This window comes from Streptomyces sp. DSM 110735, assembly GCF_016482685.1.
Lineage (GTDB): Bacteria > Actinomycetota > Actinomycetes > Streptomycetales > Streptomycetaceae > Streptomyces.
On record NZ_JACYHF010000027.1, the window covers coordinates 1 to 15,008 of the forward strand.

At 71.4% G+C, this 15,008-nt stretch carries 14 protein-coding genes and 1 riboswitch; of the genes, 11 read left to right on the forward strand and 3 right to left on the reverse strand.

Going from position 1 to position 15,008, the window contains the following annotated elements; genetic code table 11:
- Positions 1-120: 120 nt before the first annotated feature.
- Positions 121-867, reverse strand: coding sequence for an SDR family oxidoreductase (locus IF655_RS28000; protein WP_199587931.1), 747 nt, complete (start codon positions 865-867; stop codon positions 121-123).
- 323 nt (positions 868-1,190) lie between these two features.
- A riboswitch (FMN riboswitch) is annotated at positions 1,191-1,321 on the forward strand.
- Positions 1,322-1,476: 155 nt separating this feature from the next.
- On the opposite strand from IF655_RS28000, the gene IF655_RS28005 reads away from it, so the two are divergent.
- From IF655_RS28005 to IF655_RS28045, 9 genes are all read left to right on the forward strand, one after another.
- Complete coding sequence (locus IF655_RS28005; protein WP_199587932.1) at positions 1,477-2,082, forward strand: riboflavin synthase; 606 nt, start codon at positions 1,477-1,479, stop codon at positions 2,080-2,082.
- The gene (locus IF655_RS28010; RefSeq protein WP_199587933.1) at positions 2,079-2,717 is read left to right on the forward strand and encodes a nicotinamide mononucleotide transporter family protein; all 639 of its coding nucleotides are present in this window, start codon (positions 2,079-2,081) and stop codon (positions 2,715-2,717) included. The genes IF655_RS28005 and IF655_RS28010 overlap by 4 nt, the downstream gene beginning before the upstream one ends.
- Positions 2,714-4,060, forward strand: a complete 1,347-nt coding sequence (locus tag IF655_RS28015; RefSeq protein ID WP_199587934.1) for a bifunctional 3,4-dihydroxy-2-butanone-4-phosphate synthase/GTP cyclohydrolase II — start codon at positions 2,714-2,716, stop codon at positions 4,058-4,060. The genes IF655_RS28010 and IF655_RS28015 overlap by 4 nt, the downstream gene beginning before the upstream one ends.
- Positions 4,061-4,100: 40 nt before the next feature.
- Positions 4,101-4,586: a 6,7-dimethyl-8-ribityllumazine synthase gene (gene ribH, locus IF655_RS28020; protein ID WP_199587935.1), complete on the forward strand. Its 486-nt coding sequence runs from the start codon at positions 4,101-4,103 to the stop codon at positions 4,584-4,586.
- A 33-nt stretch (positions 4,587-4,619) separates the two neighbouring features.
- The gene (locus IF655_RS28025) at positions 4,620-4,892 is read left to right on the forward strand and encodes a phosphoribosyl-ATP diphosphatase (protein ID WP_026249121.1); all 273 of its coding nucleotides are present in this window, start codon (positions 4,620-4,622) and stop codon (positions 4,890-4,892) included.
- Between the two features lie 64 nt (positions 4,893-4,956).
- A complete protein-coding gene (hisG, locus tag IF655_RS28030; RefSeq protein ID WP_199587936.1) occupies positions 4,957-5,805 on the forward strand; it encodes an ATP phosphoribosyltransferase in 849 nt (282 codons plus the stop codon).
- Between the two features lie 14 nt (positions 5,806-5,819).
- Positions 5,820-6,278: a PH domain-containing protein gene (locus IF655_RS28035; RefSeq protein WP_199587937.1), complete on the forward strand. Its 459-nt coding sequence runs from the start codon at positions 5,820-5,822 to the stop codon at positions 6,276-6,278.
- A 288-nt stretch (positions 6,279-6,566) separates the two neighbouring features.
- Positions 6,567-7,901, forward strand: coding sequence for a hemolysin family protein (locus IF655_RS28040; protein WP_199587938.1), 1,335 nt, complete (start codon positions 6,567-6,569; stop codon positions 7,899-7,901).
- Positions 7,898-9,028, forward strand: coding sequence for a hemolysin family protein (locus IF655_RS28045; RefSeq protein WP_199587939.1), 1,131 nt, complete (start codon positions 7,898-7,900; stop codon positions 9,026-9,028). Before IF655_RS28040 ends, IF655_RS28045 begins: the two co-directional genes overlap by 4 nt.
- A gap of 32 nt (positions 9,029-9,060) precedes the next feature.
- On the opposite strand, the gene IF655_RS28050 is transcribed toward IF655_RS28045, so the two are convergent.
- Together IF655_RS28050 and IF655_RS28055 are read right to left on the reverse strand one after the other, a co-directional pair.
- Entirely contained in the window at positions 9,061-10,926 is a 1,866-nt protein-coding gene (locus IF655_RS28050) for an AAA family ATPase (RefSeq protein WP_199587986.1), read from the reverse strand.
- Positions 10,927-11,357: 431 nt separating this feature from the next.
- Complete coding sequence (locus tag IF655_RS28055) at positions 11,358-11,978, reverse strand: uridine kinase (RefSeq protein WP_199587987.1); 621 nt, start codon at positions 11,976-11,978, stop codon at positions 11,358-11,360.
- Positions 11,979-12,231: 253 nt separating this feature from the next.
- On the opposite strand from IF655_RS28055, the gene IF655_RS28060 reads away from it, so the two are divergent.
- Complete coding sequence (locus IF655_RS28060) at positions 12,232-13,188, forward strand: hypothetical protein (protein WP_199587940.1); 957 nt, start codon at positions 12,232-12,234, stop codon at positions 13,186-13,188.
- Between the two features lie 41 nt (positions 13,189-13,229).
- Positions 13,230-14,771 carry an amino acid permease gene (locus IF655_RS28065; RefSeq protein WP_199587941.1) on the forward strand — a complete coding sequence of 514 codons (1,542 nt, stop codon included), beginning with the start codon at positions 13,230-13,232 and terminating at the stop codon, positions 14,769-14,771.
- Positions 14,772-15,008: the final 237 nt, after the last annotated feature.

Genomic DNA, 15,008 nt, shown 5'->3' on the forward strand with positions numbered 1-15,008 from the left:
CCCCCCCGCCCCCGCCCCCCCCCCCCCGGCCCCCCCCCAACCCCCCCCCCCCCCCCCCCCCCCAAAACCCCCCCCCTCCCCCCCCCCCCCCCGGCCCGCCCGCCCCCCCCCCCCCCGCCGCTACTGCCCCCCCCGCCCCGCCGCCAGATACTCCTCGAACGTCACCTTCCCCACCGCCCCCTCCGGCGCCAGATGCCCGCCCGCGCGGAACGCCCGGTAGGTCCGGCCGGGCAGCGGCACCTCCGCGAGCGCCCGGCGTCGTCCGGTGGCGCGGAGGTAGGCGTGGGCCAGGGAGCGCAGGGTCCGTACCTCGGGTCCGCCCATGTCGGGCACCCGCCCTGCCGGTGCGGCACCTGCCAACTCGGCCAGGCGGGACGCCACTTCCGTCACCTCCACCGGCTGGTCGGAGAGCCCGGCGGGGAGCAGCGAGAGCGGCGGCGCGGTGAGGGCGCGGAGCGCCGTGGCCACCAGGTCGTGGAACTGGGTCGTGCGCAGCACCGTCCAGTCGAGCCCCGAGTCCTCGATCCGGCGCTCCACCGCGAGCTTGGTGCGGTAGTAGCCGAGCGGTACCCGGTCCACGCCGACGATCGAGATGTAGACCAGATGGGCCGTACCGGCGCGTCGTGCGGCGGCGATCAGGTGGTCCGCCGCCTGCTCGTCCCCGCCCCGGGGGCTGCTCGCGCAGTGCACCACGGTGTCCACGCCCGTGAGGGCCGCGTCCAGTGCGGGACCGCCCGCGCGCAGGTCGACGGCGTACGGCTCGGCGTGCCTGCTGAGCACCCGTACCGCGTGACCGTCCTCCCGCAGTCGTCCCACGACGTGCCGTCCGAGCGTGCCGGTTCCGCCGGTCACGAGGATCGTGCTCATCCGTCCTCCACTTCCCCTGCGGGGCGCTTCACCCCTTCAAGGGTGGGACGGACGGGGCGGCGCGGATGTGACATGGGGGTCGTGGTGTGACCCGGCGGCGGGCAAGGGCCGTCGTCACCGCCGCCGGGTCCGTCCGCACCCTAAGAGGACTAGACCACTGCGGTCAATAGGTCCGGACCATGCTCAACACACCTGTAAGAAAAGGGGGTTGAGCAGCGCCTTGGTGACCGGCGCGAGCCGGACCGTCGTTCCTGTGAGGCAGCCCACACCACTCGTCCGCATGGGTGACAGCCGGGCATGGCACACTGGCCGTGTACCAGAAGCAGCGCACTCCGGGGTCGGTGAAATTCCGAACCGGCGGTTACAGTCCGCGACCCGGTCGCTTCCAGCGGCCGGTTGACCAGGTGAAATTCCTGGACCGACGGTTAAAGTCCGGATGGGAGGCAGTGCGCGGCGGGCGGGCATCACCGATGCGCGCCGCCGTTTGAAGGACCCGTCCACACGGACGTGTCCCCCTCGGCGTCGCACCCGGTCACGCCTCGTCCGTTCCTGCCGTCGTCATCGACGAGCCCCGGAGTCCGTGCCCCATGAGGCAGGAGGACCCGGGAAGTGTTCACCGGAATCGTCGAAGAGCTGGGTGAAGTCACCGCCGTCGAGAATCTCGACGACGCCTCCCGTTTCCGGCTTCGCGGCCCCGTCGTCACCGAAGGCGCGCGGCACGGCGACTCCATCGCCGTGAACGGGGTCTGTCTCACCGTCGTGGACCACGAGGGCGACGAGTTCACCGCCGACGTCATGGCCGAGACGCTCAAGCGCTCCAGCCTCGGCGTGCTGGACGTGGGCTCCCGCGTCAACCTGGAGCGCCCCACCGCCGTCGGCGCCCGCCTGGGCGGCCACATCGTGCAGGGGCACGTCGACGGCACCGGCGAGGTGCTGGCCCGCACCCCCTCCGAGCACTGGGAGATCGTGAAGATCTCGCTGCCCGCCGACCTCTCCCGCTATGTCGTGGAGAAGGGCTCCATCACGGTGGACGGCATCAGCCTCACCGTGGTCGAGGCGGGCGCGGACTTCTTCACCGTCAGCCTCATCCCGACCACCCTCGCCCTGACCACGCTCGGCCACAAGCAGCCCGGCGACCCGGTCAACCTCGAAGTCGACGTCATCGCCAAGTACGTGGAGCGGCTGCTCGCGGCCGGACAGGGGGACGTGCGGTGAACTCACTCAACTCCGAGGCGTTCACGCTGCTGGGCCAGCACATCCTCTGGTCCGACATGCTGGGCAACGTCTTCGGTCTGGCGGCCCTCGCCCTCGGCTGGCGCCGCTCCCTGTGGACCTGGCCGGTCCAGTTCGTCTCCGGTCTGATCCTCTTCGCCGCCTTCTACGGCCACCTCACCGGCAGCGCGGGCAAGCAGGCGGTCGTCATGGCCGTCGCCGTCTACGGCTTCTGGCAGTGGCGGCGGGGCAAGAACGCCGCCGGGGGACACATCAGTCCCCGCTTCGCCAGTTGGCGCGAGCGCGCCGCGATGCTCGCCGCCGCCGCGCTCGGCACGGTCGCCGTCGCCCTGCTCTTCACCGCCTACCCGTCCCTGTCCTGGGACCCGTGGCCGGACGCCTACATCTTCGTCGGCACCATCGTCGCCATGTACGCCCAGGCCAAGGGCATGACCGAGTTCTGGATCGCCTGGCTCCTGGTCGACCTGGTCGGCGTCCCCCTCAACTTCGCCAACGGCTACGCCTTCTCCGGCTTCGTCTACGTCATCTACGGCGCACTCGTCCTGTGGGGCATGCGCGACTGGTGGCTGCGCTCCCGCGAGGCGGCGCGGCCCGTCCTGGAAGGAGCGCCGGCATGACCTCGGCACCGCCCCTGCACGACACCCACCCCACCGACGCCTTCGAGGACTTCGCGCTCGACCCCGTCGAGCGCGCCGTCGCCGACATCGCGGCCGGGCGCCCGATCGTCGTCGTGGACGACGAGGACCGCGAGAACGAGGGCGACCTCGTCATCGCCGCCGAGAAGATCACCCCCGAGATCGTCGCCTTCATGATGAGCGAGTGCCGGGGACTGATCTGCGCGCCCATGGAGGGCGCCGAACTCGACCGGCTCCGGCTGCCGCAGATGGTCGAGGACAACACCGAGGCGCTGCGCACCGCCTTCACCGTCTCCGTGGACGCCTCCGCCGCGCACGGCGTGACCACCGGCATCTCCGCCGCCGACCGCGCCACCACGCTCCAGCTCCTGGCGAGCGGCACCGCCGAGCCCGCCGACCTGGTGCGCCCCGGCCACATCTTCCCGCTGCGCGCCCGCGAGGGCGGCGTCCTGGTCCGCGACGGCCACACCGAGGCCGCCGTCGACCTCGCCCGCCTCGCCGGACTGCGCCCCGCCGGTGCCATCGTGGAGATCGCGGGCGAGGACGGGCGGATGCTGCGCCTTCCCGAGCTGATCCCCTTCGCCCGCAAGCACGGGCTGACGATCATCTCCATCGCGGACCTGATCGCCTACCGCCGCGCCCAGGAGACCCCGGGCGCGGTGCCCGCGCAGAGCGCGACCGTCGCGTCCGCCGCCGAGCCCGCCGTCCGCCGCGAGGCCGAGACCCGGCTGCCCACCCGGCACGGCGCCTTCACCGCCTACGGCTACCGGGCAGCCGACGGCGTCGAGCACGTCGCCCTCGTCCACGGCGAACTCGGCGACGGCGAGGACGTCCTGGTCCGCGTCCACTCCGAATGCCTCACCGGCGACGTCTTCGGCTCCCAGCGCTGCGACTGCGGACCCCAGCTCGACGCCGCCCTGGAGCGCATCCAGACCGAGGGCCGGGGCGCCGTCGTCTACCTGCGCGGACACGAGGGACGCGGCATCGGACTGCTGTCCAAGCTGCGCGCCTACGAACTCCAGGAGCGCGGCCGCGACACCCTGGACGCCAACCTCGAACTCGGACTGCCCGCCGACGCCCGCGACTACGGCGCGGGTGCCCGCATCCTCGCCGACCTCGGCGTGCGCAGCGTCCGCCTGATGACCAACAACCCCGACAAGACCGAGGCGTTGGAACGCCACGGTCTGAAAGTCACCGACCGCGAGGCGATGCCCGTCCGCGCCGGTGAGCACAACCTCCGGTATCTGCGCACCAAGCGCGACCGGATGGGCCACGACCTGCCCTGGCTGGACACCCCCGCCGTGTCCACCTGCGGCGACCAGTAAGACCCGGCACGACCAGCAAGACACAGCACTTAGGAGAGACGTGAGCGGCAAGGGTGCACCGGAGCTGTCCGTACGCAACGTGAGCGACCTCAGGGTCGCCGTCATCGCGGCGCAGTGGCACGAGAAGGTGATGGACGGTCTGGTGAACGGCGCCACGCGCGCACTGCACGAACTCGGCATCGACGAGCCGACGGTGATCCGCGTCCCCGGCAGCTTCGAGCTGCCCGTGGCCGCCAAGGTCCTCGCGGACCGCGGCTACCACGCGATCGTCGCCCTCGGCGTCGTCATCCGGGGCGGCACCCCCCACTTCGACTACGTGTGCCAGGGCGTCACCCAGGGACTGACCCAGGTCTCGGTGCAGACCGGTGTCCCCGTCGGCTTCGGCGTGCTCACCTGCGACACCGAGGAGCAGGCACTGGACCGGGCCGGCATCGAGGGCTCCAGCGAGGACAAGGGCCACGAGGCGGTCACCGCCGCCGTCGCGACCGCTGCCACGCTGCGCTCGGTGTCCGAACCCTGGCACTGAGGCACCCCCGGAGCGCGTAGGGTGGAGACCACCATGTCCAAGAAGACGTTCGAGGAGCTGTTCACCGAGCTCCAGCACAAGGCAGCCACCGGCGACCCCGCCACCTCCCGCACCGCCGAACTGGTCGGCAAGGGCGTCCATGCCATCGGCAAGAAGGTCGTCGAGGAGGCCGCAGAGGTCTGGATGGCCGCCGAGTACGAGGGCAAGGAGGCGGCGGCCGAGGAGATCTCCCAGCTCCTCTACCACGTCCAGGTGATGATGGTCGCCCGCGGCATCTCGCTGGACGACGTCTACGCCCACCTCTGAACCGCCCTGTGCACTCCGCCCGTTCCACCGCACCACCCCACACCACGAAGGAAGCCGAAACCTCATGCTGCGCATCGCTCTCCCCAACAAGGGTTCCCTGTCCGGACCTGCGGGGGAGATGCTGCATGAGGCCGGCTACCGGCAGCGCCGCGAGTCCAAGGAACTGCGCGTCGTCGACCCGGTGAACGAGGTCGAGTTCTTCTACCTCCGTCCCCGCGACATCGCGCTCTACGTCTCCTCCGGCCGCCTCGACATCGGCATCACCGGACGCGACCTGCTGATCGACTCCGGCGCCGGTGCCGAGGAGATCCTGCCGCTCGGCTTCGCCCGTTCCACCTTCCGCTTCGCCGCCAAGCCCGGCACCGCCGACGGCGTCGAGGACCTCAAGGGCCGTACCGTCGCCACCTCCTACGAGGGCATCGTCGCGGGCCACCTCGCCGAGCGCGGCGTGGACGCCTCCGTCGTCCACCTCGACGGCGCCGTGGAGACCGCCATCGAGCTGGGCGTCGCCGAGGTCATCGCGGACGTCGTGGAGACCGGCACCTCGCTGCGCAACGCGGGTCTCGAGGTCTTCGGCGACCCGATCATGACCTCCGAGGCCATCGTGATCCGCCGTACCGGCGCGGACATCGAGGAGCCCAAGGTCCAGCAGTTCCTGCGCCGCCTCCAGGGCGTCCTGGTCGCCCGCACGTACGTGATGATGGACTACGACTGCCGCGTCGAGCAGTTGGAGAAGGCCGTCGCGCTCACGCCCGGACTGGAGTCCCCGACGGTCTCCCCGCTGCACAACGAGGGCTGGGTCGCCGTCCGCGCCATGGTCCCCACCAAGGACGCCCAGCGCATCATGGACGACCTCTACGAGATCGGCGCCCGCGCCATCCTCACCACCGCCATCCACGCCTGCCGCCTGTGAGGGACACGCCCCGGATGTCCGACACCCCGCCCGCCCTCCCGGTCACCTTCCGGCCGGGTCCCACCCGGGTCATCCTGCTCACCGCCGGAGTCGCGATCTTCGTGGTCATCTCCGGGATCGGGCTGCTCCTGGAGCACGTCGGTCCGGGGGAGCGGCTCACCTTCGTCCTGACCGGCGCGCTCATCTTCTGGGTGCTGGCGCGGCTCGCCCGGGTGAAGGTCGTCGCGGAGGACTCCGGTGTGACCGTCGTCAACATCGCGAGCAGCCGCACGCTGGACTGGGCGGAGATCGTCCAGGTCAACCTGCGCCAGGGCGACCCCTGGGTGTTCCTGAACCTCACCGACGGCACCAGCCTGCCCGCGCTCGGCATCCAGCCCGGCGTCGCCAAGCAGCGGGCCATCGCCGACGCGCGGGCCCTGCGCACTCTGGTGGAGCAGCGCGCGCCGCGCGATCCCGAGCCCTCCCGGGGCTGAACCCCGACCGTGGTCCTGCCCGAGGTCAGGGACGGTTCGGGGTCCGCTCGGGGACGGTTCGGGGGCGCCGCCCCTGCCGCACCGGCCCCTGTCTTGACTAATCTGTTGGCGGAGGCGTCCCCATGGCGCCTCCGCCTCCGTCGTGCCACGCCCGGCGCGCACGGAGGTTTCCCTGCTATCCGAGGAGTGACCCTCTCCGGCGATGGACGGATCGTCCTGTAGTACCTGCGCCGCCCCCTGCCGACATACCGCGGACCCGTTCCGCGTGCGTGCGGAGGCGGCGGCATCATGACCACCTCTCTGCTGCTTCTCGCGGCGGCCTTCCTGCTCATCCTCGCCAACGGCTTCTTCGTGGCGGCCGAATTCGGTCTCGTCACGGTCGAGCGGCCCGACGCCGAGAAGGCGGCCGCCGACGGCGACAAGCGCGCCCACCGGGTCGTGGAGTCGCTCAAGGAGCTGTCCTTCCAGCTCTCCGGCACCCAGCTCGGCATCACCATCACCTCCCTGGTCGTCGGCATGCTCGCCGAACCCGCCCTGGCCGACCTGCTGGACGGCCCCGTGGCCGCGCTCGGCGTCCCCGAGGGCGTCGCCTCCGGCATCGCCGTGATCGTCGGCATGCTGCTCGCCTCCGCGGTCCAGATGGTGATCGGCGAACTCGTGCCCAAGAACTGGGCGGTCTCCAAGCCGCTCCAGGTGGCCCGCTTCGTCGCGGGACCGCAGCACCGCTTCGCGCGTCTGTTCCGCCCGGTCATCGCCGTGCTGAACACGGTGGCGAACAAACTGGTGCGCGCGCTCGGTGTCGAGCCCGCCGAGGAGCTGGCCTCCGCCCGCACCCCCGGCGAACTGGTCTCCCTGGCCCGGCACTCCGCACAGGCGGGTGCCCTGGAGCAGGACACCGCCGACCTGTTCGTGCGCACGCTCTCCCTGGGCGAGCTGACCGCACAGCACGTCATGACCCCGCGCGTGAAGGTCAGCGCCCTCGAGGACTCGGCCACCGCCGAGGACGTGGTCAACCTGACCCGGGCCACCGGTCTGTCCCGCTTCCCCGTCTACCGGGAGAAGATCGACGACGTGGTCGGCATGGTCCACCTCAAGGACGCCCTGGCGGTCCCGGCGCACGAGCGCCTGCGCACCCCGGTCGCCCGCATCGCCCGCAAGGCGCTCCTCGTCCCGGAGACCCTGCCGGTGCGCCCGCTGCTGACCCGGCTGCGCAGTGAGCAGCCCATCGCGGTCGTCGTAGACGAGTACGGCGGCACGGCGGGCGTGGTCACCCTGGAGGACATCGTCGAGGAACTCGTCGGCGAGGTCCGCGACGAGCACGACCGCCAGGACGTGCCCGAACTCGTCGCCGCCCCGCCCGAGGACGGCCGCCCCGCCTGGGACGTGGACGGTGGCTGCCGGGTCGACGTGCTCCGGCGCATCGGCCTCGAAGCCCCCGAGGGACCGTACGAGACCGTCGCCGGGCTGGTCGCCGACCTGCTCGGCCGTATCCCCGCGCCCGGTGACCGGGCCGAACTGCCCGGCTGGCGGCTCTCGGTCCGCCAGGTCCGCCACTACCGTGCCGAACGGGTCCGCGTGGTCCGTACGGCGCCGGTGGCCGCGGTGAAGGAGACCGTGCGATGAGCGTCCTGCAACTCTTCTTCGCGGCGCTGCTCGTGCTCGCCAACGGATTCTTCGTCGGCGCCGAGTTCGCGCTCGTCTCCGTGCGCCGCAGCCAGATCGAACCGCTCGGCACCGCGCGGGCGCGCCAGGTCCTGCACGGTCTGGAGCGGCTGCCGCAGATGATGGCGGCGGCGCAGTTCGGCATCACCGTCTGCTCGCTGACCCTGGGCGCGGTGGCCGAGCCGACCGTGGCGCATCTCCTGGAGCCGCTGTTCGAGGCGGTCCACCTGCCCGAGGGCATGATCCATCCGCTGGGCTACGCGATCGCCCTGGCCGCGGTGGTCTTCTTCCACCTGGTCATCGGCGAGATGGTCCCGAAGAACCTCGCCATGGCCGCACCGGAGAAGGCGGCGATCTGGCTCGGTCCCGGTCTGGTGTACTTCGCCCGGCTGTGCCGTCCGGTCACGGTCGCCCTCGGCGCCTGCGCCCAGGGCATCCTGCGGCTCTTCCGCGTCGAGCCCAAGGACGAGGTCGAGGCCGTCGTCACCAGCGAGCAGCTCAACCGCCTCCTCGAGGACTCCGGCCAGGCCGGACTGCTCGACCCCGAGGAGCAGGAGCGCCTGGAGGACGCCCTGGAGCTGGGTTCCCGCCCGGTCACCGACGTCCTGCTCAAGCGCGAGTCCCTGGTGACCGTGGACCCGTCGGTGACCCCGGCGCAGATCGTGGAGCTGACGGCGCGCACCGGCTACTCCCGCTTCCCGGTGGCCGCCTCGGCCAAGGGCGCCTTCATGGGGTACGTCCACGTCAAGGACGTCCTCGACCTGGAGGACTCCGGGCGCGCGGTCCCCCAGCACGTCTGGCGGCCCATGGCCACGCTCCGCGCGGAACTCCCACTGGACGACGCGCTCGGCGTGATGCGCCGGGCGGCCACCCATCTGGCGCAGGTGGCCGACGCCTCCGGGCGGGTGCTCGGTCTGGTCGCCCTGGAGGACGCGCTGGAACTGCTGGTGGGCGAGGTCCGCGACCCGGCCCATCCGCACCCCGCGCCGTCGCCGTCGCCGGACAGGAGTCCGGAGCCGGAGCGGTCCGGCGCGGAGGTCTCGGCGCCGAGACCGAGCGGGGAGCCGGAGCAGGCGCTGACCGCCTGACCGCCCTCACGCACAGCCCGCGGGACCCGTCGTCACATCGCCGACGGGTCCTGCGGTCCCCGCCCCGACAGCACCTCGCCGTACGCCTGCATCAGATCGGGCAGCCGCAGCGTGGCGAGGTCGTCCCGGGACAGCGCGCCCGGGTACACCGAGAGCCGCAGATCCCGGTAGGCGCAGCTCTTCTCGTACAGCGTGCGCAGGAACCGGCCGTTGCCCAGCTCGTCGATCCACCCCTGGTCCACCACGTGCCCGGCGATGGACCGCAGCTCCTCCACCGCCTCGTCGTCCCACCGGTCGCCGTTCTCCGCCGCCAGCACCCGGCCGATCTCGGTGAGTTCGCCGGGGCGGTACGACGGGAAGTCCACCCGGGTCGTGAAGCGCGAGGAGAGCCCCGGGTTGGCGGCGAGCAGCCGGTCCATGCCCTCCGGATAGCCGGCCAGGATCACCACCAGATGGTCCCGGTTGTCCTCGGCGCGCTTGAGCAGCACCTGGAGCGCCTCGTCGCCGTAGGCGTCGCCCTTGCCGTACCCGGAGTTGGAGAGCGCGTACGCCTCGTCCACGAAGAGCACCCCGCCGATGGCGGAGTCGATCAGCTCGTTGGCCTTCACGGCGGTCTGGCCCAGATACTCGCCGACCAGGTCGGCGCGCTGTGCCTCCACCAGGTGGTCGCCGCCGAGCAGACCGAGGGCGTAGAAGACCCGGCCCAGGATGCGGGCGACGGTGGTCTTGCCGGTGCCCGAGGGACCCGAGAAGACGAAGTGTCGTTTCGGCGGCTGCACCGGGAGCCCCTGGCCCGCCCGCAGCCGCGCCATGTTGAGCTGCGCGGAGAGCGCCTTCACCTGGCGCTTGACCGGTTCGAGCCCGACCATGCGCTCCAGCTCGGCCAGCGCCTCCTCCAGTAACCCGGGGTCGGTGGGTCCGGTGGGCAGCGGCGTGGAGGCGGACGTACCGCTCTTCACGCGGACCGCGCGGTCGGGCACCGAGGGCAGGGGACCGGTCGGTAGGTCGGGTTCGGACAGGCGCAGATCGCGTCCCTCGGTGCCGAAGAGCGGATCGAGGGTGTCCGGACCGTCCATGGCGTCCTGTCCGGCACCGGCCAGGGTGATCGCGGCGAAGTCGCCCGGGTCGTCGTACCCGTCGCCCTCGGCGATGGCGGCGAGGCGGGCGGAGGTGTCCATGAAAGCGGGGTCGACCCGGTGCACCGCCCGGTACAGCGGCAGGGCGGCGGCGCTGCGCCCTGTGCCCTCGTGCGCGCGGGCCAGCCAGTAGCGCAGCTCCTTGCGCTGCGGCTGCTCGCTGCGGCAGCGCATCAGGGCAGCGGCCAGCAGCGGTTCGGCCTGCCCGTACATCTCCAGGCGCACCCGCGCCATCCCGCCGAACAGCCCGGCCTCGATGCCGAGCAGGGAGTCGTCGAGCAGCGGGTCGGTGTGCCGCGTCAACTGGTCCCAGTCCTTGACCAGATACGACCGGCAGGCGTGCAGGAAGCGGACCTGCGGGTCGGTGTCCACCGGCGGCAGCCCGGCAAGGGCCCGGTCCAGCTCGGGCACATGGCGGCCGTCCAGCCAGTGCGAGGCGTGCGCCAGCAGCAGATCGCGCGGGCTCTCCAGCACCGGCTGCACCCACCAGCCCAGCCAGTACCAGGAGTTGAGGGCGCGGCGGTGCCGGGCGCGCTGCTCGCCGAAGCGGTCGCGGTGCCGGAACATCCGCAGCAGCGCGGTCGTCGTGTCCACGCGCAGCGCGTGCAGTCCGAGCCAGGCGTCGGCCATCCCCGGGTCCATCCGCACCGCGGCGCGGAACTCCTCCTCCGCCTGCGGGTAGGCGCCCATCGTGTAGGCGTCCACGCCCCGCGTCCAGGCGAGGTCGGCCGGGGCCTCGGAGCCCCGCGTGCCGAAGTCCATCATCCCCCCACGAACCGTGCCCCCGATGGTTCACCACCGGGCAGGCGCCCGACGGTCGCCGCGGTCGAACCGCTGTGCCGCGGAACGGAGTTGCCGGTGCGCGAGGCAGCAGCTCGAAGGTCGCACCGAGGGCATCGTACCCGTGGGACGACCAGGTGCCGAAGGGTGTGACAGGGGCCGTTCCGCGAGGTGGGAGCATACGGGGCGCACACCGCGCGGTCACCGAGAGTGAGATTTCGGGGGCGCAAAAGGGACCCGGAGGTGGTGCCGGGGCAGAACGAAGCCCCCGGTCACGGGGGAACAACCGGGGGCTTCGTGTCTGCGGGGCGACTCCGGGGAGCCGCACATTGAGAACGTAAGACCTGTACGGGCCCTCGGTCAAGCGCAGTTGGGGCGCTCGTGAAAGTCGATCACCCCTTCTCTTCACAGGTTCACCACACTGCCGATGGTCCCTCACGGTGAGTGACATCCTGGTCCGGTCCATCGGTCATCGCGGGCCCCGGCAGCACCTCGTACCCCTCCTGGATCTGGCGCACCAGAAGATCCGCACGGGGGCGCGAGGGGTCGTCCGCGAAGTGCGCGCGCTCCGCCGCCGTCCAGTCGTCCCAGAACTCCCGCTGCGCCGCGCCGTCCCGCCGCCGCCCCCGCGCCCACGCCTGCGAAGCGGGCAGCTCCATCCACAGCAGCAGCGCGAGATACGGGCGCAGCTCCCGGCGCCCCGCGCCGACCCCCTCCACCAGGACCACGGGTGCGGGCGGCAGCGGGCGGGGCGGTCCGAAGGCGCGCAGGTTCCAGTCGTACGGCGTGGACCGAGCGCTCCTGCCGCGCTCCAGCGGGGTGATCACCTGCTCGGTGAAGCGGGTGGTCCAGTCGAAGAGGTGGTCGTGGCTCGCGAAGTCGTCCAGGTGCAGGACGGGCGCCCCGCCCAGCGCGGTCGCCAGGCGTGCGGCGAAGGTGGACTTCCCCGAACCGGCGTGCCCGTCGACGCCCACCAGCCGGACCGGACCCAGCGACGGGGGAAGGGCGCGCAGCCGGGCGGCGAGGTGCTGAATGGCGATTCCCGAGGTGTGGTGCGGTGTGGGGGAGTTCTCCGGAAACAGTCTAGTAGCGGACGGTGCGGGCACCCCGCGCGGGCGCCGAAACGTCGCCCCTTGAACCACTGGCTGACTTCCGGTCAATGACCGGATATTACGTTCCGATTCCACCGACCGATTTGTGAATTTAGGCGTTCCCGGTGCGGCGGCGGCTGAGTAAGGTGCGTCCTGCGCAACTTGTGATGCGCCGTATGCGGACGGACAGGAGAGCATGGCCGCGGAGTTATTCGAAGGGCACTATGTATGGCATCCGGCGGCCGACGACCGTGTCCTGGCGAGTGTTTGCGTCGATGTGCGCGCCGGGCGTTATCGCTACGCCCAGGAGGCACTGGCCGAGACGCGTTCCGACTTCGGCGTGCGCGCCCACCGCTCGCTGGTGCTCGCCTCCGAGGCGGCCGGCACCGACCTGGTCGAGCAGTGGCTCGCCGAGGAGGCCACGCCCGAGTCCACGCTGATGTGGGCCAGAGTCGCCGTGCAGCGCGCGATGCGGGCAGCCGACGCGCGTGACGAACGCGCCGAGACGCTGGAGCGCATCGCCCTCACCGCCTGCGACCGTGCCGCCGCCCTCGCCCCCGACGACCCCACACCCTGGGTCGCCAAGCTCACCATGGCCCGGCTGCACCGGCTGCGCGACCCCGCCCCGCAGGGCCTGCTCACCTCGCCGCCCGGTCCCTGGCGGCTGTTCTCGCACGTCCTCTCCCTCGACCCGTGGAACCGCGAGGGCCATCACCGCTTCCTGTCCTTCTTCTTCACCCGCCACGGCGGCTCGGTGAACGCCGCCTGGGACGTGGCCGCCTTCCTCAGTCAGCGGGCGCCCGCCGACTCCGCCCTGCGGCTGCTGCCCCTGGTGGCGCTGGTGGAGAGCTACAACCCCACCCAACTGCTCGCGGACCGGGTCTGGGAGCAGCCCCAGTGGCGCTCCACCACCCTGGCCGCCTACCGCAACTGGCTGCCCGCCGTGGCCGGTTACCGCTTCACCCCCGTGCTCGACCTGGCCTACCTCGCGCACGCACTGGTCATGGCCCAGTGCGAGTTCGAGGCCCGGGCGGTCTTCGCCGCGATGGGTCCGTACGCCTCACGCATGCCCTGGAGTGCCTTCGGCGACCCCGCCGAGCAGCTCTCCCGGGCCCGGCGCGCGTGCGGGCTGCCCGTCCCGGGACCCGCCTGAACCCGCAACCCGCTCTGTCCCCACAACAGAAAGGCCGATCTGTGTCGGAACGGATATCGACGCCCCGGGAGAAGTCCCGGGGGGACGAGGAACCGGTCGTCCTCGACGACGACGCCACCCTGCACGCGATGGGTTATCCGCGGAAACTGACCCGCCGTTTCAAGGCGTTCGACAATTTCGCGATCTCCTTCACCATCATCAATATCCTCTCGGGTATTTTTTCCTCCTTCGGATTCGGTATGAATGCGGGTGGTCCCCGTATTCTCGTGTTCGGCTGGATCGGCGTCTCGGTGATGGTCCTGTTCATCGGAGCCGCGATGGCGGAGGTCGCCTCCGCCTATCCGACGAGCGGTGCGCTGTATTTCTCGGCGGGCAAGCTCGCCAAGCGGCACAAGGGCGCCTGGTCGTGGTTCACCGGATGGCTGAACTTCGTCGGTCAGATCGGCGGCACCGCCGCCACGGGCTACGCCGCCGCCACCTTCATCCAGGCGTTCGTCGCGCTCCAGTGGCCGTCGTACGAGCCCACCGCACACCAGACCGTGCTGCTCACGGGCGTGATCATCGTGCTCCAGGGGCTCGCCAACACCTACACCGTGCAGCTCGTCGCCGTGCTGAACCGGATTTCCGTGTGGTGGCTGCTGATCGGACTCGTGGTGATCGTCACCGCACTCATCGTGATTCCGGATCACCATCAGTCGGCGTCGTTCGTCACGCATTTCGAGAACAACACCGGCTTCACCAACGGCCTTTACGGCGGCATGTTGGGTCTGCTCGTCACGAGCTGGACGTTCACCGGGTTCGACGGCAGCTTCCACATGTCCGAGGAAACGGTTCAGGCCACCGTCAACGCGCCGAAGGGGATCACCCGGGCCATCGGCTATTCGGCCCTCACCGGCCTGATCCTGATGCTCGCACTGGTCTACAGCATTAGCGACTACGCCAAGGTGGCCGGTTCCGACGCGCCTCCCGTCCAGATTCTCATCGACGGTCTCGGACTCGGCACCGCCAAGGCGATGCTGCTCATCGTCATCGGCGCGATGCTCTTCTGCGGTCTCGCCAACCTCACCAGCAACACCCGGCAGATCTTCGCCTTCTCCCGCGACGGCGCGATGCCCGGCTCCCGCTGGTGGCACTCGGTCTCCCCGCGCACCCGGACGCCCGTCAAGGCGGTCTGGCTCGCCGTCGCCTGCTCGCTCGCCCTGGTGATCCCCGGCTGGTGGTCCCACACGGCCTTCACCGCCATCGTCAGCGTCAACGTGGTCGGGCTCTTCCTCGCCTACGCGGTGCCGATCTTCCTCCGGCTGCGGCTCGGCGACGAGTTCCAGCCCGGTCCCTGGCACCTCGGCCGCTGGGGGCGCCCCATCGGCTGGCTCGCGGTGACCTGGATCCTCCTGAGCAGCGTCCTCTTCATGCTGCCCCAGGCATCGCCCATCACCGTCGACTCCTTCAACTACGCCCCCATCGCCCTCGCGGCCGTCATCCTGATCGCCACGGTCTGGTGGTTCACCACGGCCCGCCGCCGCTTCCAGGGTCCGGTCAGCTACGGCCGCCCGGACGAGGTGGCGGCGATGGACCTGATCTGACGGACTCCCTCCGGGGGTTCGGCGGGTTCCACGTGCGAGGGGGCCCGGGTACGCGTACCCGGGCCCCCTCGCACGTGCCGTAAGGCTGACGTGGACAGTGCCGGGAGGCTGACGCGGGCAGTGCGGGGATGCCGACGCGGGCAGTGCCTGACCAGCGGTTCCGCCGTCCCGGCGGCGGTCGTCATTGGTTGAACCAATGTTCCTCGGGCGACAAGCGGGGAAGTGCTGGCAGGGGCA